This window comes from Campylobacter sp. US42a (assembly GCF_004379055.1).
In the GTDB taxonomy this organism is placed as follows: domain Bacteria; phylum Campylobacterota; class Campylobacteria; order Campylobacterales; family Campylobacteraceae; genus Campylobacter_D; species Campylobacter_D jejuni.
The window spans coordinates 1-20,681 of sequence record NZ_RYYK01000008.1 but is presented as its reverse complement, the minus strand read 5'-3'; the positions used below and the strand labels follow the sequence as shown (position 1 = coordinate 20,681).

Sequence of the window (20,681 nt, the reverse complement as noted above, 5' to 3'; positions counted from 1 at the left end):
ATTATCTTTTCATATTAATGGCTTTTTGTATCATCTGATCGCTTGTAGTGATACTTTTTGAGCTTGCATCAAAAGCTTTTTGAGTTACGATAAGGTTTGAAAGCTCTGTGCTTAAATCAACATTTGATTGTTCCAAGAATCCGCCTTTAAATTTGGCTGTATTAACAACTTGACCATCTTTCATAATAAAACTTGCATCACCGCTATTTGCCGTTGCTGCAAAAATATTATCTCCCATAGCAGCCAATCCTTGCTCATTGATAAAATTATATAAAGCAAGTTTTCCAACTATGGCGTTTTTACCATTGCTAAATTGCGCAACAATACTTCCATCATCGGATATATTGTATTGTTCAAAAAATCCTTCAGCTACACCATCTTGCTGTGTAACTACATTTTTTTCAACGCCTTCTTTAATATAAATCCCGCTATAACCTGAACCAGGTTTGTTAGCATCATAAGGAGAGCCTAAATCAATATTAATTGTTCCACCATTTGGATTTGCAATGCTTGTAATATTGTTTTGAAGCAAAGCACCATTTTTATCAAAAACCATATTTCCTTCAGTTGGATTGCCTACGGCATTGCCATTAGAATCATAAATTTGTGCAATGGCTTTATATTGTATATTATCGCCTTCTTGCGGTAAAACTCTTTCAAGTGTAACCCTTAAAGTGCTTTTACTTCCATCTGCATTATAAATAGGGGATTCTAAAATATCTTTATTGGCTTTTTGTTGCTCTGTTGAAATTTGAGCTGTATCAAGCTTGATACTATTTTCATCCAATCCTTTTAAATCAAGCTCATTGCTTTTAAAATTTAGATTTTCATCTAAAGTTGCTTCAAAGCTTGTTTTTACGCCATTATCATCAGTGAAATTTAAAATGATCCTATCGCCCGCTTTAGCACTAAACACATCTTCTTTGCTAACACTACCACTAACTACATATTTTCCATCTTCAGTTTTTGTAATGTTAAATTTACTAGGATCAAGATCTACTTTAACTACTTCTGTTGTTGTGTTAGTATTTAAACTTCCACTCCATTTTACATTTTGAGTTACTTGAGGAGGTAAATACATATTCACAGGTACTTTAATAGCCCCTTGAGAAGCGGTTGTGCCTATACTGAAAGAATTATTTGAATTTACGGTAAAACCATTATTTACCGGAGTTCCTGTATTAAGATAATCCCCCATAAGCCCCGCTACCCTATCGCTATAGTTGATACCAGTAAAAGCAGGATTCATTGTTCCTAAAACAAAATTTCCATAAGAATCTACCAAATATCCATTGGCATCTCTTCTAAATGATCCATTTCTAGTATAGTAAGCATTGCCATCAGCCCCTAAAACCCCAAAAAATCCTTTTCCTTGCAAAGCCACATCAAATTCGCCATCACTTGCAACAGGAGAACCCTGTTCAAAAACAACTTGAGAAGATGCTGCACCGCTACCATAACCACCTTGAGCAGGGTTGGTTGATTGGGTTGTTATGGTAGTATAAAAAATATCTTTAAATTGAGCATCAGAGTATTTAAAGCCCGTGGTATTGACATTTGCTATGTTATTAGCAGTGATATCAATACCAAAGCTATTGCTTTTTACTCCAGAAATCCCATTATAAAATGAATTCATCATGGCTTATGCCTTTTCCTCTTTGTCGCCATCTTCTGTAGATCCAGACCCAGAAGAATCTCCATCGCTTGAACCACCACTTGAGTCCCCACTTGAACCACTTCCTCCAGTAGATCCAGTAGATGAAGATGAACCAAGCTTATAATCTGTTATTTCTTGTATCGCATCAAAAGGAACTTCTTGTCCAGCCATTTTTGCATAGGCAACACCATCTTTAAAAACAACACCTTCGATAGGATAAGTTCCGTAATTTGCAGTGATTTTTTCACCATTTTTATTGTTATAAACCATTTTAACAGTGTACTCACCATCACCTGCATAAACCCCATCATTATTTCTTCCTGGCCACTCCATAGTAAATAAACCTTGAGAAATAGATTTAGCATCGCTTTTTTCGCTGAAAATAAGTTTATTATTGCTATCATAAATTTCTAGCGTAACACCGTTTTCATCAGAATCTTCAGGCAAATACATTTTAAGAGCGATAAGCTCATCTGCACCTGTAAGTTTGATTTTATTATCTGAAACAGTTGCCATTTTACCAATAGCCCCTAAAGCTGAAGTACTCATACTCGTACTAAAAGAATCAGAAAGCTTTTGCATAGTTTCAACCATTTTTTGCATAGTTGTATTGGTATTTTGTTGCATTTCAAGTGCGCTAAGCTGTGAAGTTTGAGTAAGCATTTTATCACTATCCATAGGATCTGTTGGATCTTGATGCTGAAGCTCTATCAAAAGAAGTTTTAAAAATGCATCTTTATCTAAGGTAGCATTTGGATTGCTCACTATTCCTGAGCTACTGCTTGAATCTGTTCCAGTTGTTCCACTAGTACTTCCTGAAGAAGTAGTACCTGAAGTTGTAGCAGCAGTATTTAAATTCCAATCCGATGATGATATCATTATAAACTCCTTTTTATTTAGTTTTTTATTATTTAAGCAATAAGTGTTCCAACTTAGAAATACTTCGCTAAAACAAGCTCTAGATTGACTTTTTCACTTTCATTTTTTCCATCTAAAGCATCTTTAAAACCATATCCACTACGATTTTTTCCTTGATTTTGATTTTGCTCTCTTTTACCTTGATCGCTAAAATTCATTTCAAGTCCAGTAAATCCCATATTTACAAGAGAATTTTTAAACTCGGCTTGATTTTGGATAAATAAATTCATTGCATTGGTATTGGAGTTGAAATTGATATGAAGGTTATTGCCTCTTTGTATCAAAGTTACCTCCACTTCTCCAAGATTATTAGGATTTAGAGTGATGCTAAGTTTAGTAATAGGCGCTTTATATTGATCCACAGCCTCTTTTAAATCTTGTGAAAAATGTTGCAAAGTCTCTTTAGGAGTGATATTGCGAGCATTGTTTTGTGTTACTTTATTTAAGTCTTTGACTAAAGAATTTAACTCATCTAAACTATTTTTATCTACATTTTCACTGTGCGTTTTTGTTTGCTCTTGAGTAAAAGTTTCTTTATTGGTATTGTTATTAAAATTTGCATTATTCTCTTTGTTTTGAACTACTTGAGTTTTATTTAAATTTTCAAAATTTAATTTTTGATCAAAGAAATTTTGTTTTATATCTTTATTTTCTTTGTTGTTGTTTTTAGGCTCTTTATTTAAACTAAAATCTTTTTGTGTTAAATTTGAAGCTAAATTTTGAGTATCTTTGACAATTTCTTTATTTGAATTTTTATCAAGATTTAAATTTTGATTATTGTTCTTTAAATTTTTATTTTGATCTTGTATATTCTCTTGATTTAAATTGTTTTTTTCTTGATTTTTATTTAACTCTTTATTAAAATCTTTGTTTAAGTCTTTGCTTTCTTTGTTTAAATCTTTAAGACTTGCAAGATCCTGAGTGCTTACATTGTCTTTTAGTTCTTTGTTTGAATTTTTATCTTGTTTTGCGCTATCCTTAATCAAATCTTTAAGATTGTTATCTTTATTTAAGCTGTTTAATTCTTTTTCATCTTTTTTTATTTGCTCATTATTTTTTACATCTTTTGTGTTTTCTTTATTTAAATTATCTTGGTTTTTTTTATCTTTTATATTTAACTCTTCTGTTAAATTTTTTACAAACTCATCATTTTTGATATTTTTTAAAGTATTTTTAGCATCTGTGACATCTTCTTCTGTTTTTGATTTAACTTTATCATTTTTTTCGTGTTTGCTTTCTTTGGATGAAAGTATGGAGTCTAAATTTTTTAAAGTTTGAGAAAGCAAAGAACCGCTATCTTTAGAATTTGTTTTTTGCGTAGAATGAGTGCTTGTAGTATGAGTTGTATTTTGTAAATTGTGATTTAAATTTTTACTCACATTGGAAATTTTATTATTGATGATTTCTTTAAAAACATTATCCACAGCACCCTTAAAAAAATCAGCCTTATCTAAATTTGGAAAAGTTGCTTTAAGATCAAGAAGACGATCTACTTTAATATTTTTTACATTTAAACCCAAATCTTTAGCTATGTCCAAAAGCTCACTAAGATTTGATGCGCCTTTTAAAGCATTAAAATTAGCCTCTGTTTTAATAAGACTTGAAAGTTGAGTAGAAAGATTTGCCAGTTTAACATCTGCTGTATCTGTTTTTAGCTTATCCAATAAAGAAAGAATTTGCATAAAAGAAGCAGATTCGAAAATGCTTATCTTATCACTCTCATCAAAAGCTCCTTTTTGAAGTCTGTTCATCGCTTCATTAACAACTTCTTTTTGACTAATCTTCATATGATCAGGTAAAAATTCATTAGTTTCATCGATAGAATTGAGCAAAGAATTTAAAAAACTCTCTGTATCATCTTGAGTTGAATTTTTACTATCGCTACTTTCATGTTCTTTATTTTTACTTGTTTTACTAAAAGAACTACTAGTAGTAGAAGTTTTACTCGGCGTAAGATTTAAAACATCATTTTGCGGAGCTAAATTTGACATCACTTTTCCTTCAAAAAATTATTTTAAAAATTTATCTACCATTACATTAGGAAATTTTTCTTTCAAATAAGAATCTTCATATACTTTAATCATCTTATCTTCATTTAAAGCAGTTAAGATATTTAAAAGCTCTTCTAAATTTTTAGCATTTAAAATTTTCTCTAAATTTTCTTCATTTTCTAAAATTTCTGTAAGCTCGCTTGAAATTCTTGCCATTTTTTCGTTTTTATCTGATCTAAAAGTTTCTAAAAGTTCTAAAACTTGAAGCAAAACTTCATTTTTTCTTTCAGCTAGATCGCTTTTAAATTCAACAAAAATATCTTCATTTAATGGTTTTGACATTTTAACTTCCTTTTTAAAATTTTAATTTCATAAGTTTTTAAAGCAAGAAGTGTTCCAAGTTTTGATACTTTGTAGTTTAAGTTAAATTTTTGTATAATCTAAGCTTTTAAAAATTTAGCTTTGGAGAAGAAAATTTGGAAAACATTAGAAATATAGCAGTTATAGCTCACGTTGACCATGGTAAAACCACCATGGTAGATGAATTGTTAAAACAATCAGGCACCTTTAGCGAAAGAGAACAAATTTCAGAACGCGTTATGGATAGCAACGATATAGAAAAAGAACGCGGTATTACCATACTTTCAAAAAACACAGCGATCAATTACAAAGGTACAAAAATCAACATCATAGATACTCCAGGGCATGCTGATTTTGGCGGAGAAGTAGAACGCGTTTTAAAAATGATTGATGGAGTTTTGCTTTTAGTAGATGCTCAAGAAGGCGTTATGCCACAAACTAAATTCGTGGTTAAAAAAGCTTTATCTTTAGGGCTTAAACCTATAGTTGTAATCAACAAAATCGACAAACCAGCTGCTGATCCTGAAAGAGTGATCAATGAAATTTTTGATCTTTTTGTAGCCCTAGATGCAAACGATGAGCAACTTGACTTTGCCATAGTTTATGCTGCAGCAAAAAATGGTTATGCTAAGCTTGATCTAAACGATGAAAGTGATAATATGGAGCCACTTTTTAAAACCATACTTGAACGCGTTCCAGCACCAAGTGGCACAAATGACAATCCTTTACAACTTCAAGTTTTCACTTTAGGGTATGATAATTTCGTAGGTAAAATAGGCATTGCTAGAATTTTCAATGGGGTTGTAAAGAAAAACCAAAGCGTAATGCTTGCAAAAGCTGATGGCACCAAGGTAAATGGTAGAATTTCAAAGCTCATTGGCTTTATGGGCTTAGAAAAAATGGATATTGAAGAAGCAGGAAGTGGAGATATCGTAGCTATAGCAGGTTTTGAAGCTTTAGATGTGGGTGATAGCGTTGTAGATCCAAACAATCCTATGCCACTTGATCCTTTACACATTGAAGAGCCGACTTTAAGTATAGTATTTTCTGTAAATGATGGCCCATTAGCAGGAACTGAAGGAAAACATGTAACTTCAAATAAAATCGCTGAACGCTTAGAAGCTGAAATGAAAACTAATATCGCTATGAAATACGAAAGCACAGGCGAAGGCAAATTTAAAGTAAGCGGTAGGGGCGAACTTCAAATCACTATTTTAGCTGAAAATATGCGTCGTGAAGGTTTTGAGTTTTGTATGGGAAGACCTGAAGTTATCGTAAAGGTTGAAGATGGGGTTAAAACAGAACCTTTTGAACATTTAGTTATCGATGTGCCTGAGGAATTTAGCGGTGCGGTAATAGAAAAACTTGGCAAAAGAAAAGCTGAAATGAAAACCATGGCACCAACAGGCGATGGACAAACAAGACTTGAGTTTGAAATTCCAGCACGCGGACTTATAGGTTTTAGAAGCCAGTTTTTAACCGATACTAAAGGCGAAGGCGTGATGAATCATAGCTTTTTAGAATTCCGTCCTTTTAGCGGCGCGGTTGAAAAGCGTAACAATGGAGCTTTAATTTCTATGGAAAATGGCGTGGCTTTGGGGTATTCTTTGTTTAACCTTCAAGAGCGTGGAGTGCTTTTCATAGAGCCTCAAACTAAAGTTTATACCGGTATGATTATAGGTGAGCACTCTCGTCCAAATGATTTAGATGTTAATCCTATCAAAGGAAAGAATCTTACCAACGTAAGAGCGAGTGGAAGCGATGATGCAATCAAACTTGTACCACCTAGAAAATTAAGCCTTGAAAGAGCTTTAGAGTGGATAGAAGAAGATGAACTTGTAGAAGTTACTCCTGTAAATGTGCGTGTTCGCAAACGCTATCTTGATCCAACTCAAAGAAAAAGAATGGAAAAAGCAAAATCTTAATGGATTTAAAAAGCTTAGAAAATAATAGACTTCATATACTTAAACGCTTAGGAATCTTAAAATTCCTAAGCATTATCGAAGCCTTACTTGTAGGTTTTTTAGCCTTTGTTTTTATAAGAGATGCCTTAATCGCAGTAATTTTAGCTGTTTTTGTGGGTGTTTTTTTCTTTCGTTTTACAACCAAAAAACTAAAACTCGCACAAAAAGAATTACAAATTGATGCTTTAAATTTGTTTTTGCGTCGTTTTGGGGCGAAATTTAAAAAGCAAAGTTTAAGCCAAAAAGACTTTTTAAAACTAGGACTTACAAAGGATTTGAAAGAATTTAAAAGTCAAAACTGCTTTGAATTTAAGGATTTTAAAATTTATGATATTCAGTTTTTAGACGAAAACAAACGCTTTTTTTGCGGAATTTTACTCGAAATTTCAAAAGCAAACAAAAATCCTAGCTTTGAAAACGAAGAACAAATTTATATCAAACTTACAGATAAAAATTTCACTTTAAATCATATCTTTTCTAAAGAAAATCATTATCTTATCGCTACTTTAAGCAATCCTTTCTTTATAGATATAAAAAAAGATTTAGAAAACAATTTCAAAAATTTAGAAGAAAATCTAAACTCTATAAAAAACAAACTATTTAAATAATTAACATAAAGTTAATATCATAAAATTTTAATAAATATTAATTATATACTTTAAAAATATATTACTTTTAGTAACACTTTAAAATTTAATTTTATTTAAATTATTCTTATTATGCTTAATATTTAAGAAAAAATACACTAAAATCAATTTGAACTGCAAATAAAAAGGAGGAAAATCATGAAAAAACACATTTTATTGCTTGGTTTATGTCTTAGTTTGAGTCTTAGCGCTAAAAGCGTGAGTGATTACAAAGTAGGAGAAGAATTAAGCGACAAGGAAGGAGTAGAGTATTTTAAGGAACTTTCCAAAAGACCTGTGCAAGAATGGCCAAATAAAAATTTAAGCATCAATGATGTTCCAAAAGGCAAGCAAGGGGATTTAATCCGTTATGGCATAGAGCTTTTAAGCAAGACAGAAAGTACTCTAGGACCCTATAGCAAGCTAAAAAAGACAAGCAACGAAGTAAACTGTATTTCCTGTCACATGGACAATGACGGCAATGGTTTACCAGGGACAAAAAAATATGTTATTCCATTTTTAAATGTCCTAAACAATTATCCAAGACTTGATATAGAAACGATGAAAATCATCTCTGTTGAAGATAGAATTCGCGGAATGGGCGGAACTGACTCTCATAGATTTCCTAATGATTCTAAAGAAATGAAAGCAATTTTAGCTTATTTTAAATGGCTAAAAGAAGCTTATGGTATCAAAGACGGCGTAAAGCTTGAAGGAGATTTTTTCGCTAAGATGAATTTTCCAAATCGCCCAGCTGACCCTGTGCGTGGAAAAAAACTCTTTGAAGAAAATTGCGTTGCTTGCCATGGCGAAAGAGGACTTGGGGTAAAAAATGATAATTACGAACAAGGTGGTGGACATTTATATCCATCTTTACTTATCTATCCTGATGGTGGACACATGGCTATGATACCATTTTTAGCAAGATTTTTAAAATCAGCCATGCCTTTTGGTGCGAGTGCGGATAATCCTATATTAAGCGATGAAGATGCACTAGATATAGCAGCTTATGTCAATACAGGTTTTGTAAGAATGCCTATAACCACTACAGAAAATCGTGCAGGACTTGATACAGCTTATAGCAAATCCCCATCATTAAAACCTGAGTATTTTGCTTCACCACAACAAAATTTAGACCCTAAAGAATACATAAAAGTAAAATACGGACCTTGGAAAAATCCAAATCACTTCCCAGGAGAATGATTAATTTTGGGCTTAGCCCAAAATTAATCCTCATCTTTTGCTAAATTTTCAAGGCTTTTAATGCCTTCTTCGCCTATCAAATTTCCACCTTGTAAGTCGCTAAATATCGCGTTTAAAGAACTCACTATGGCAGTGGAATTAAAACTTAGATTTTCTATAGCTCTTTCTCTTTTTTTCCATATATTTTGCAAAGCCCTTTTTTCAGCTTCTAACTCTTCTTTCATATTTTGGTAAGTTTTGAGTATAAAAGTGATTTGCGTGTTAAATTCCTTGGAATTTAAGTATTCGTATAAAATGTGATTTTTTTCATCTTTGTTTTGCAGGGCATTTTTGAGTTTATAAGCGTTTATAATGCTTTCTCTAAGCACTGCTAAAACACCTTTGAATTCATTAAAAGTACAGATCAAAATTCCTTCTTTAAAATGCGTTTTTTCTTTATCTTTTGGCATAGTTTTTGTAATCAAAACCGCTATATCACTTTTTGCAGCTATGCTGTCTAGTTTAAGTTTATCAAGCCATTCTTTGTTAAATTCTTTAGTGCGTTTGCTCTCATATAAAATACTTCCGCAAATATTTCCAAAATTATCCTTTACTATATGCAGACAATCGGCTCCATTTACGCCTTTTGGCACTTCTTTTACTTCATCGCTTAAATACTCACTTTGTATGTATTCTTCTATGAGTAGTTCGGCTGCTTCGCCTTGGAGTTGCTGTGAGCCTTGTTCTATCCTGCGTTGTGCGTCTTCTAGCTTTTGAGCTACACTTTTAAAATTCGTTTCTAGTTCTTTGTACTTAAGATCTTGTTCTTGAGTATTTTTTTGAAATTCAAGACGCATTTTTTCTCTTTCAAATTCCAAATTTTTGCTTTCTTGTTCTTTAAATTCTTTAAAAGCCTCTTCTTTGGCTTGAAATTTCAATCTTTCTTCATTTTCTTTTTGCTCTCTTTTTAGCCTTTCATTTTCAGCCTTTATGCTTAAAAACTCGCTAAGCTCTTTGCTTTTTTTCTCGAGTTCTTCTTGCATGATTTTCATTTCATTTTCATGCTCTTTGTTAAATTTCTCGCTGAATTCTTTTTGGAAATTTTGCTTTTGTATAAGAAGTTCTTGTTCAAATTTTTGCTTTTCTAAAAGAAGCTTTTGGCTTACTTGCTCGTTTATGAGTTTTTCTTGTTCTATCTTTTGAGTTTTTAAATCATTTAAAGCTTTGGTATATTCAGCTCTTTTAGCATTTACCTCATCATCAAATTCTTTTTTTTGTTTTAGCATTTCTTGCTTAGCTTTATCTAAAATTTGAGCATATAAAGCAGCGCTGATATCGATAAAACTTCCACAACTTGGGCATTTGATTTGTTCATTTTGGTTTAAATTTTGCATAAAATTTCCTTAGAATTTTTCCCTAAATTTAACATAGAAAAACAAAGATTATTCTAAGATTGACTTGTTAAAATCATTCTTTTAGAATAATTAGGATTACAAATGCAAAAACACACCAAAATTCACGGCTTTGCTAAATTTAAACTCATCGTTATCCTTGCTTTGATGTCAAGCATAGCACCACTTTCTACAGATATGTATTTGCCTGCACTTTCTCATGTGGAGCAAAGTTTTCAAACTAATTCTTTTTTAACCCAACTTAGTATCGCAAGTTTTTTTATCGCTTTTGCTTTAGGACAGCTTATATATGGGCCTTTAAGTGATATTTTTGGGCGTAAAATTCCAGCTTTGGTGGGGATATTTTTCTTCATCGTTTCGAGTTTGTTTTGTATGATTATCGATGATATTTATGCTTTTATCGCTTTGAGATTTTTTGAAGCACTTGGGGGTTGTGCAGGTGTGGTTATCGCAAGGGCTATTGTCAATGACTTGTTTGAGATCAAAGAAGCTGCAGGGATTTTTGCTTTGATGATGGTTTTTAGTTCTCTTGCTCCTATGCTTTCGCCAACTTTTGGGGGAATTTTGCTAGAGTATTTTTCATGGCATAGTATTTTTGCGACTTTGTTTGCTTTGGGAATTTTGCTTTTTTTGATGATACTTTTTGGTTTAAAAGAATCCGCACCTCATCTTAAAAACAAAAAATTTTCCCATCATGAAGCGATGAAAAGCTACAAATTTGTTTTAAGCGATAAACGCTTTTTAGTTTATATACTATGTGCTTCTTTTGCTTTGGCGGCGATGTTTGCTTATATCACAGGATCAAGCTTTGTTTTTACGCAGTTTTTTAGCTTAAGTGAGCAAAAATTTGCCTTGCTTTTTGGGGCAAATGCTTTAGGTTTTGTCATCTGTGCAAATATCAATGCAAGATTGGTTTTAAAATACGAAAGCGAAAAAATTTTGGCAAAAGCTTTGATGATAATGTTTATATCGACCGTGATTTTACTTGTAAATGCCTTTTTTCATCCAAATTTCTTGCTTTTTGAACTTAGTATTTTTACAAGTATCGCTATGCTTGGTTTCATCGCACCTAACACCACGACTTTGGCTATGGCAAGGTTTAAAGAACATAGCGGAACTGCTTCTGCGGTGCTTGGAACGGTGCAATTTGGTTTTGCAGGGCTTATTTCTTTTGTGGTTGGGGCTATTAACGCAAATACGCCGATAATCCTTGCTTTTGTAATGTGTGCTTGCGTATTGGTTGCAAATATGATATATTTTCTAATCAAAATAAAGGAGAAAAAATGAAAACAAATAATATCTTTATGGCTTTAGCCATAGTTTTGGCAAGTTTGATTCTAGCTTTTGGATTTAACAAGGCTTTAAGTGATTTTAAAACACTTGAAAGAAGTGTAAGTGTAAAGGGTTTAAGTCAAAAAGAAGTCGAAGCGGATACTTTGATACTTCCTATAAAATTCACAAGATCAAACAACAATCTTACAAATTTATACGAAGAACTAGAACAAGATAAAGAAAATATCATCAAATTTTTAAAAGAACAAGGCGTAAAAGAAGATGAGATCAGCTACAACTCGCCAAATATCATAGATCGTTTAAGCGATCCTTATAGCAACGACACTCAAGCTGCATACCGATACATAGGCACTGCGAATTTACTCATCTATACTCAAAATGTAAAGCTTGGAAAAAGCATACTAGAAAACATTTCAAGTCTTGCAAAATTTGGTATAGTAACAAAAATCGATGATTATGATATAGAATACCTTTACACCAAGCTAAATGATATAAAACCACAAATGATAGAAGAAGCAACGCTCAATGCTAGAAATGCAGCGATAAAATTCGCACAAGACTCAAACAGCCATCTAGGCAAGATAAAAAAGGCTTCTCAAGGACAATTTAGCATTAGCAACAGAGATAAAAACACCCCTTATATCAAAACCATAAGAGTGGTTTCTACTATAGAATACTACTTAAAAGACTGATGATAAAATTTCAAGCTAAGCTTTAAGGCTTAGCTTGGCACTATGGAATTTTTTCGTGCGGTCTTTTGGAGTGAGAAAAGAACTAAAGCTAAAAGTATGGTATATAGTATGTTTAGCACTATTAAGCTTGGATAATTAAAAAATTTATCAGATTCGTTTGCGATTTTTCCTATTAAAGGGTGAATTACATTAGGTTGTTTTATGAGCATTATAATAAATACTATATATGAAAAGATAAGCACCACATATCTACCAAAAAACAAAGATTTGGTATAAACTAAACAAATATATAAACTAACAAACAAAGTATTTATAAGTAATGAATATCCAAAGTCTTTACCTAAATTTAAAAAAAATCCAAATAATGAAAATAACACATAAAAAACACAAGGGATAAAGGATGCGAACAATAAGCTTTTAATCAAATTCAAAAAATCACCAATGATATATATAAAATTTATGTTTTGTTTTTTTGAAACATTGTTTTTCTTTTCATATGAATCTAATTTACAAACAAAAAAACCACATCCAAAAACTACAAAAATAGTGCTTATGATATCAAAATAAAGCCTAAATTTATCAAAAAATCCAAATAAAGTTAAAATCGCTCTTGTATCTTCTAGTTTATCATCGTGAAGCCAAGTAAAACCAAAAACAAACAAAGCATACAAAGCAATTAATAATATAAGATTATTAAAAACCTTTAAAAAGTCTGTATGATGATCACAAAGCTTTCTATAAAATCCTAAAAGTAAAAAATCCATAAAATCCCGAATTCTCGAAACATTTTTTTCTAAATCTGTCGTATTTTTTACATTCTCACCCCTTTTATCCCAATTTTGTTTTAGCTCTATCTCTTTACAATAAAGCTCGTATTTATGAAAATTTGAAGCGTCTAAAAGATTATTATCTTTTATCAAGGCATTTTTAAAAGTCCTAAAAGAATCTCTAAAATCATTTGCAAATTTATCTAAAGATTTTTTGTTTTCTATATTTTTATTAAAATCTTCATATTCTTGTTTGATTCTCTCTTGTAAATCATCAAAAGTAAAATTTAGATTCGCATTTACAGCATTTAAATTTCCTCTGAAAATCGCTTGAGAAAAATTTGGAGTTTTATTAAATCTCACTCCATAAAAATTAGCAGTTTTTTCAAATTCACACTCGTGGAAATCAGCGTAATTTTTAAAAATAGAATTATTGAAATAAACATTATCGTTAAATTTTCCTTTAATGGTAACCCTATCTTCAAATACACAATTATCCATTTGAAAACTATCTAAGCATTCTTGAAAATTTAAATAAACTTCTTTTTTAAAATTACAATTTAAAAAAGAAAGTTTTTTGATTTGTTCTATGGGTGTTTTCTTATCTATTTTATAATCAAATATACAATGATTAAATATTAAAGGATAGGTTTTAAACAAATACAATAAATCATCATAAGAGCATTGTATTATTCTTTGCTCTTCGATAGCAGTTTTATTTTGATTGCGTTCGTAAGGTTCTATTTTAGGAGCAGAATCAATGTAAAATACATTATCGACAAAACAACAAAAATCTAATTTTAAAATTTGTTTTATTTCTTCTTTTCCTAAAGATACATAAACTTTTTGTGGAATACTTGATAATATTTCTTCTAAATTTTTTGGACATTTAAATTTATTGTTTATTTTTCCTTTTATATCTCCAATAATATCTTGTATAATTTTATTAATTAATTCAGGTTTTAAAAAAGTATTAGCTTTTTTAATTTCTTTTTTAATTTCTTCTTCTATGATTTGTCTTTGTTCTTTTGTTAGTTCTTCCATTATTTCCCTTCTATGATTTTTATTTCTTCTTCGGTTAAGTTATAAAGTTTATAAACCAAAGAATTGATTTTATTTTCTAACTCTTGGGTGTTTGCGTTTTTGTCTTGTTCTTTGGCTTTTAAAATTTCATCGACTAAATTTATAAGTTCATCGGCTAATTTTTCATTTTTGGAATTTATTTTTGGTATAGGAAGTTTTTCTATATATTGTCTTATCCACCTAAAAGCACCTTGTCCTAAGTGAGATGATATATATTGCATATAATAAACAATTAGTCTAGAATTTAAAATTGCTAATAAATACTTATAATCACAATGCGTAAAGAAATAGCAAGTTTGATTTGTAAAAAAATTTGAATTATCATATACAAAACAAGCTTCTTTGGTCATTTCTGCCCAAACTATCTTTTCTTTTTCAAATTCTTCATAATAAGCGATATTATCTTGAGTTTCAAACCATTTATTGCTAGTTTTCTTTCTACAACCTTTTTCTCCGCTTTGTTCTATGTGTGGTAAAAATTGAGATAAATATTGCTTTAAAGCAGGATATTGTTCTATATCGATTTTTAAACTTGGAAAAGTTCCTATCACCCAAAGTCCCGCCCACTCGTAACTATATCTTTTTATATCGCGTCCGCGTAGCATTTTGCGTATGAGTTTGGCGGTGCGTTCTTTTTCAGCTTCATCTTTGCAATTTGCTAAAATTTCATTTCTTTTTTCAGTGGTGATGATAAAGGCTTCATTTAAACCCGTTTTTATCCCATAGTTGATATTAAGCCCATACCATTCTTTAAGTGGAGTTCCTATGCGTTCTATCTTGGCCTTTAAAGCACTAGTATTCTCATCGCTAAAAGTGAAGCTTTCTTTGCTTAAAGAATTTTGCGAAAATTCTGCAAAGTCCTTATATAAGCCAATGTCATAAGCACAAGTTTTTAAAATTTCATTGCTTAGGGCAAGGTATTTGAATTTATTATCTTTGCTTTTTGATTTTTCAAAACAAAGTATAGAAGTATCCACTGTAGCACTATCAAAAACTTTTATGCCGTTTAAATCAGTGTATTCTAAAAACTTAACATTTTTAAGCAAAAATTCACGCAAAGCTTCCCCATATCCTGCACGCGTGTATTTGTTAGAAGTGATATAGCTCAATACCCCCCCCCCTATCTTTTAAAACATTAAATCCTAGTTCATAAAAATAAGTATAAATATCGCTCGTGCCTTTATAAACCTTATAATTTTTAGCTAAATGGGGCTTGAGTTCTTTAAGCTCTTCTTGTCTTATATAAGGTGGATTGCCGATGATGAGATCAAAGCCTTTGAAATTTCCATCATCGTCCAAAATTTCAGGGAATTCAAAACGCCATTCAAAAGGATGATTGCTTTCTAGGTTGAAGATATTGTCGTATTCTTTTTTAAGATTTGCAAATTCTTTTATGGCTTCTTTTTCATCAAAGTCAAAAAGAGTCAAATTCGCACTAACAAAGAATTTCAAATTTTCATCATCTACGGCTAAGAAATTTCCGTATTTTTTAGAGTATTTTTCACATTTATCGTTAAAGCCTTTCATTTCTTTTTTAAATTTATCCGCAAAGCAGAAATTTTTAAAAGAAATTTTGAGATTTTTTATCTCTTGGTTGATGCGGCTTTTATCTGTGTAAAAGCCTTCTTTATAGTCTTTTACTATGCGTTTGTATTTGCCCATGCGTTCTTTGATGTTAGGATAGTGGTTTAGGCTTTTGACTGTTTCAAAGTAAGATACCAAAGAATTTCCGCATTTTATGTTTATATCGATATTTGGCAATGTTTTAAGATCGTGATAAGTCTCATCATCAAAGCTTTGATAAAAACTATGTTTTAAAAGCTCTATCCAAAGCCTTAGCTTGGTGATCTCGCATGAGTTAGGGTTGATATCGACTCCAAAAAGGTTATTTTCTATGATGTCTTTTTTGGTATGAAAAAGTTCTTGCTGGATAAGATGGGCTTTATCTTTAGGCGTACTTGGGCGTTTATACTCTATAAACTCGCCTTTTCTACCCGTGATGAGAATTTCATCGTTTTGTACTTCTAGGTAAAACTCTTCATCAAAAAGATTTAGCTCATCATAAATGCTTAACATAACATTTAAAGCAGAAACCAAAAAATGCCCGCTTCCCACTGCAGGATCGCAAATTTTTATGGAATTTAAAAGCTCTTTTTGTGCTTTTTTGTCTTCTTTTCTTAAAGACTTTCTTAGTTCATTTATATTTTTAGCATCAAGATCAAATTGAGCGTTGAATTTATCAAGCACAACTTTTGTGATGCTTTCTTTACACATATAAGAAGTGATAAAGCTTGGCGTGTAAAAACTCCCTTCTTTGTAGCCATTGAGTTTTTCAAACACATTTCCTAAAACGCTTGAACTTATGAGTTCTTTTTGGCTTAAAATTTCGCTTTGCTCATCATCACTACCAAAATCAAAGCTATCCAAAAATTCAAACAAGTATTCCAAAAGCCCCACTTGTCCTTTTTTAGCCTTGCATTTATCATCTTTTAGCACGGTGTTTTTATAGTAAAAAAGCTTTAAATCATTGCTTAAGCTTGAAATTTCAAGTGTGTTTTCTATGCTTTGTTTTTCAAATAAAGAAGAATTTAAATAAGGCAGATAAGCAAATTCGCTTTTCTTTCTCGTGCTTTTTTCTTTGGCTAAAACTTCAAAGAAAAGTTCGCTAAGCTTATCAAAATCAGGGATTTTTTTGAAATTTAAAAATTTCAAATTTTTATCATCATTAAAACGCACCAAATTTGACTCTATAAGCTTTAAAAACAAAATGCGATTAAGCCATAAGATCAAAAGTTTTAAGATGGTTTCAAAATTTTCTTCTTTAAGCTTAGAATTTATAGCGGTGTAGAAAGTTCCTTGCTCTTCTTTACTTTCTTCGCTTTTTGTGATGATGAGCTTTGAGTTTTGTTTGCTCTCATAAAGCCCTAAGATGTATAAAAGCTCTTTGTAAAAAGCGTTGTTGAGTGAATTTGCATCGTTGGGGTTAAACTCACCTAGCAAACAATCCTTGCTAAAAATTTTAAACAAAGGCTTAAGCTTACTAAAGCTTAATTTATCTTGCTCTAAGATAGGTTTTAAATCCACAAAAAGCCCTTTTAAAGTGCTATCGCCATTTAAAATCTTTTCAAATTCTTGATAAATTTCATCGGTATTGCCTTTAAAAAGCGAGTTTTTGCTTTCAAAATTTTCAAAAGCTTCTTTAAAATACTTATTTTTATTAAAAAGCTCTTCAAACAAATCCGCCTTAAAGATAAAAAAGCTATAAAAATCCGTGATGATGATGTGCTTAAGCGATGAATTTAACGCTTTTCTTTCGCGAAGATAGTATAAAATGCACTCATGCAAAGCCTTGCAATTAGGTTTGCTTTGACTAAAAAATTCTCTAGAATGAGGCAGTTTTGCTTCGATGATGACTTGGGTAAGGCCATCTTTTTTTAAGGCCAAGTCTATACCGCTGTTGCCTTTGTGTATGCTTTTGACTTCGCATTGAAAAGATAAATTTTCAAAAAATTTGCTAAGAGCGTTTGCCACAAGGGAATCTTCGTTGTTTTTAAGATTGTTTTCTAAATTTATTTTATAGTCTTTTAAAGTTTTGATAAATTCGTTTAGTTCTGTTTCTAAGATAGGCTTTTTGCGGTGGTAGGGATTTAAAAATTCTTTTTCATTTATAGCTTCAAATTTCATATTGCACCTTTTTTCAAATGGTTTCTATTTTATCAAAATTTTACTTTAAGAAAATGGAAATTTAATTTTTTAGTGTTATAATGTTAACTAATACTATATAAGGGGTATAGATAATGGAAAATCTAGAAACTAATACGCTATTTAACGAAAATTTATATGATGGTTTGGATGAAAAAGATAGTAAAGAAAAAGAAATTTACCCTATAAAAGATATAAAAATTGATAAAAAAAGCTATAGTGTTTATGAAGCAAATCGCAGAATAATAAAAAAAGATTTTATTTTAACACCGGAATTTCAAAGAGATCAAAGGTGGAATAATAAACAAAAATCAGAGCTTATAGAATCTATATTAATGGGAATTCCTATCCCTGTGATATATGCCTATCAAACAGAAGATGGAAAATTAGAAATAGCAGATGGGAGACAAAGACTTGGATGTTTAAATGAATTTTTAGAAGACGCATTAATCTTGAAAAACTTAAAAATACTGACAGAATGCAATAATAAAAAATTTCATCAATTGCAAGCGCAGGAAAAAACAAGAATAGAAGATTATCAGATAGATATGTATATAATATCTCCTCAAACACCAGAAAAAATCAAATATGATATTTTCGATAGAGTTAATCGTGGCGGAACAAAAATCAATAATCAAGAAATGCGTAATGCTTTATACAATGGGACTTGCACTAAAATAATAAACACAATGAGTGAATACAGCTCATTCAAAGAAGCGACAGGGTATCCAAATAGCAAAAATATGAAAGATCGATATTTGAATTTAAGATTTCTTTCTTTATATTTTTGTTTAACAAAAAAAATAAATTTGGAATTATTTACCCCTATGGATGATTTTTTAGCAAAATTTATGAAAATTATAAATGAAACTTATAAAGAAGAGAATTTTCAAAGCTTTCTAAAAAACTATGAGGAAGTAATGAGATTTATCGCGGATAAGTACAAAGATAATTTATTTAGATTTGAAACTAAAGATATTCATAAAACCAATAAAAGAAAATTAAGCATGGCGCTATTTGAAGCTTTAACTTCTGCATTTATGTATGCAAAAGAAAATCAAAGACCTTTTCCCTTAAAATACCAAATAAATCAATTTAAACAAGAACTTGATAAACCTGAAAAAATAACCTATGGTATCGATAGTAAAGAAAATATCGAATTTAGAATCAATAAGGCATTGGAGCTTATTAAATGATACACAAATTACACATAAAAAACTTTAAATTGATTAAAGATAATAATTTTGATTTTAAGCCATTAACTGTAATCTCTGGAACAAACTCGTGTGGAAAATCTTCAGTATTACAAACGCTTTGTTTTTTTATAAACACAAATATTTTAAATATAGAAAAGTCTATGTATATACAAAATTTTACTAGAAATTTATATATTTTTGATCAAATGAGAAATAAAGATTTACATGAAGATTCAATTCATATAGCATTAAACGAAAAAAATATAATAAATATTACAAAGGAAGAAACAACCAAAAATGCTGAATATTTATTTGATTTTGAAGAAAATTTCTATTATTTACAATCTAATAGAAATTTAATTCAAGATATCGAAAAAATACAAAACAATATCAAATTTGGAGTTTCTGGTGAATATATAGGCAATTATTTTTCTGCAAATAGTTTAAAAAGTATTGATGAAATTTTTTATGAAAATCCTAACAGCAATAAAATTTTAAATTATCATGTTGATAAATGGATAAAAGAAATATTGGATTTAGAAATTTCCTTTACAACAAATGAAAATATAGACATTATACTCAATAGATTCAAAGATAAAAATTTTTCTAATTATTTCCTGCCATCTAATATATCCACTGGCTTAAATTTTACTACCAAGATTATTATTATTGGGTTATCTCTAAAAAAAGGAGATATATTTATAATAGAAAACCCAGAAATTCATTTACATCCAAAAGCTATCTCTAAATTTGTAGATTTCTTTGCATTTTTGGTTTCAAAAGGAATTCAAGTTATCATCGAAACTCATTCTAATTATTTTTTAAGCAAATTAAGATATATAAATTTCAAAAAAGAACTCAAAGACGAAGACTGTATTATTTACTATAAGGATCAACAAACAGATTTTAAACCTATTTTTATAAATTTTGGAAAATTCTGCAATGAAGATGGTGTAAAAACTAGTTTTCCTACTGGGTTTTTCGATACTGATTTAGAAAAACTGATGGAAATTAGATGAATTTTTCACTAGTGCTTGATGATGATATATTAATAGAATTTGAGAAATTTAAAAAATCTCTCGAATTTGATAAAAATATTATTGAAAACATGTTGAAATATTATAAGCCAACACACTTAATAAATCTGAATCAAATTAGCAAACTAGAAAATTTAAATCTAGCTATAGATCATGACTTAAAAGCTATCTTTATCCAAAGTGGTTATGCTAATTTAACCCTAGAGGAACTTTCTCGAAAAACTATCCTAAAAATTATTCTTACAAATGAAAAATCTAAATCTTTTCCTTATCTTTATATAAAAGATGAAAAAATAGAAAACAATATATGTTCAACATTTAAAAAAAGAGAATCTAGAAACAAAGCTTTTGAATATTTTAAAAATTTATTTTTAGAAGCTAATAGTATTTTTATATATGATAATCATTTAACAAGCAACAATTTAATCAATTTTATAAATATATGTAGTATTGATAAAGATATTTATCTGCCTAGAGATATTTACAATAAAATAAATGCTAATAACCAAATGATAAAAATAGATAGACAAAATCATCACTACTCGGGTTGTCACGATAGGTATATTTTAATATATTATCCAACCTATAAAATAGAACTGATATTGACTAGCGGGATAGATTATTTATTAGATACAACCAAAGATTTTACTTATATTGTTAGAGTAATCACATCTTCTATCTCTTAATAAAGTACTTTAATTATATTTATTTGCTAATTTATTTCAAACACCATCTAAAACAACAATAAAAATAAACATAGGATTTATATATAAAGTAAGTAATGAAGACATTTAACAAGTC

Annotated in this window: 14 protein-coding genes and 1 pseudogene; 8 read left to right on the top strand and 7 right to left on the bottom strand. The window is 30.1% G+C overall.

Features of this window, described 5'->3' with window-relative positions:
• Nucleotide 1 precedes the first annotated feature (1 nt).
• The 4 genes from ELQ10_RS07605 to ELQ10_RS07590 are packed head-to-tail and all read right to left on the bottom strand — an operon-like array spanning nucleotide 2 to nucleotide 4,908.
• A complete protein-coding gene (locus ELQ10_RS07605; RefSeq protein WP_052776160.1) occupies nucleotides 2-1,639 on the bottom strand; it encodes a flagellar hook protein FlgE in 1,638 nt (545 codons plus the stop codon).
• A 3-nt stretch (nucleotides 1,640-1,642) separates the two neighbouring features.
• The gene (locus tag ELQ10_RS07600; protein WP_134250418.1) at nucleotides 1,643-2,536 is read right to left on the bottom strand and encodes a flagellar basal body rod modification protein; all 894 of its coding nucleotides are present in this window, start codon (nucleotides 2,534-2,536) and stop codon (nucleotides 1,643-1,645) included.
• Nucleotides 2,537-2,589: 53 nt separating this feature from the next.
• Nucleotides 2,590-4,566 (bottom strand): flagellar hook-length control protein FliK, encoded by a 1,977-nt coding sequence (locus tag ELQ10_RS07595; RefSeq protein ID WP_133401930.1) that lies wholly within the window; start codon nucleotides 4,564-4,566, stop codon nucleotides 2,590-2,592.
• Between the two features lie 18 nt (nucleotides 4,567-4,584).
• Nucleotides 4,585-4,908, bottom strand: coding sequence for a hypothetical protein (locus ELQ10_RS07590; protein ID WP_133401929.1), 324 nt, complete (start codon nucleotides 4,906-4,908; stop codon nucleotides 4,585-4,587).
• Nucleotides 4,909-5,042: 134 nt separating this feature from the next.
• Here ELQ10_RS07590 and typA point away from each other — a divergent pair, with 134 nt between their 5' ends.
• From typA to ELQ10_RS07575, 3 genes are all read left to right on the top strand, one after another.
• Entirely contained in the window at nucleotides 5,043-6,851 is a 1,809-nt protein-coding gene (gene typA, locus ELQ10_RS07585) for a translational GTPase TypA (protein ID WP_002799607.1), read from the top strand.
• The gene (locus ELQ10_RS07580; RefSeq protein ID WP_133401928.1) at nucleotides 6,851-7,498 is read left to right on the top strand and encodes a poly(A) polymerase; all 648 of its coding nucleotides are present in this window, start codon (nucleotides 6,851-6,853) and stop codon (nucleotides 7,496-7,498) included. The genes typA and ELQ10_RS07580 overlap by 1 nt, the downstream gene beginning before the upstream one ends.
• Before the next feature lie 177 nt (nucleotides 7,499-7,675).
• A complete protein-coding gene (locus ELQ10_RS07575) occupies nucleotides 7,676-8,719 on the top strand; it encodes a c-type cytochrome (protein ID WP_029588381.1) in 1,044 nt (347 codons plus the stop codon).
• Between the two features lie 23 nt (nucleotides 8,720-8,742).
• Here the strand turns inward: ELQ10_RS07575 and ELQ10_RS07570 are convergent, their stop codons facing one another.
• Nucleotides 8,743-10,092 (bottom strand): DUF2130 domain-containing protein, encoded by a 1,350-nt coding sequence (locus ELQ10_RS07570; RefSeq protein ID WP_002913269.1) that lies wholly within the window; start codon nucleotides 10,090-10,092, stop codon nucleotides 8,743-8,745.
• Nucleotides 10,093-10,194: 102 nt separating this feature from the next.
• On the opposite strand from ELQ10_RS07570, the gene ELQ10_RS07565 reads away from it, so the two are divergent.
• Both ELQ10_RS07565 and ELQ10_RS07560 read left to right on the top strand, forming a co-directional pair.
• A complete protein-coding gene (locus ELQ10_RS07565) occupies nucleotides 10,195-11,397 on the top strand; it encodes a multidrug effflux MFS transporter (protein ID WP_070306386.1) in 1,203 nt (400 codons plus the stop codon).
• On the top strand, nucleotides 11,394-12,095 hold the full coding sequence (locus ELQ10_RS07560; RefSeq protein ID WP_057990964.1) for an SIMPL domain-containing protein: 702 nt from the start codon (nucleotides 11,394-11,396) through the stop codon (nucleotides 12,093-12,095). The genes ELQ10_RS07565 and ELQ10_RS07560 overlap by 4 nt, the downstream gene beginning before the upstream one ends.
• 29 nt (nucleotides 12,096-12,124) lie before the next feature.
• On the opposite strand, the gene ELQ10_RS07555 is transcribed toward ELQ10_RS07560, so the two are convergent.
• Entirely contained in the window at nucleotides 12,125-13,906 is a 1,782-nt protein-coding gene (locus ELQ10_RS07555) for a pentapeptide repeat-containing protein (RefSeq protein WP_002866313.1), read from the bottom strand.
• Nucleotides 13,906-17,629 (bottom strand): annotated as a pseudogene (locus tag ELQ10_RS07550) (class I SAM-dependent DNA methyltransferase). Before ELQ10_RS07550 ends, ELQ10_RS07555 begins: the two are co-directional and overlap by 1 nt.
• Before the next feature lie 113 nt (nucleotides 17,630-17,742).
• Between ELQ10_RS07550 and ELQ10_RS07545 the strand changes: the two are divergent.
• Genes ELQ10_RS07545 through ELQ10_RS07535 form a run of 3 tightly spaced genes read left to right on the top strand, consistent with a single transcriptional unit; the run spans nucleotide 17,743 to nucleotide 20,566 of the window.
• A complete protein-coding gene (locus tag ELQ10_RS07545) occupies nucleotides 17,743-18,843 on the top strand; it encodes a DUF262 domain-containing protein (RefSeq protein WP_134250417.1) in 1,101 nt (366 codons plus the stop codon).
• Complete coding sequence (locus ELQ10_RS07540; RefSeq protein WP_134250416.1) at nucleotides 18,840-19,862, top strand: AAA family ATPase; 1,023 nt, start codon at nucleotides 18,840-18,842, stop codon at nucleotides 19,860-19,862. Before ELQ10_RS07545 ends, ELQ10_RS07540 begins: the two co-directional genes overlap by 4 nt.
• Complete coding sequence (locus ELQ10_RS07535; RefSeq protein WP_134250415.1) at nucleotides 19,859-20,566, top strand: hypothetical protein; 708 nt, start codon at nucleotides 19,859-19,861, stop codon at nucleotides 20,564-20,566. The genes ELQ10_RS07540 and ELQ10_RS07535 overlap by 4 nt, the downstream gene beginning before the upstream one ends.
• Nucleotides 20,567-20,681 lie beyond the last annotated feature (115 nt).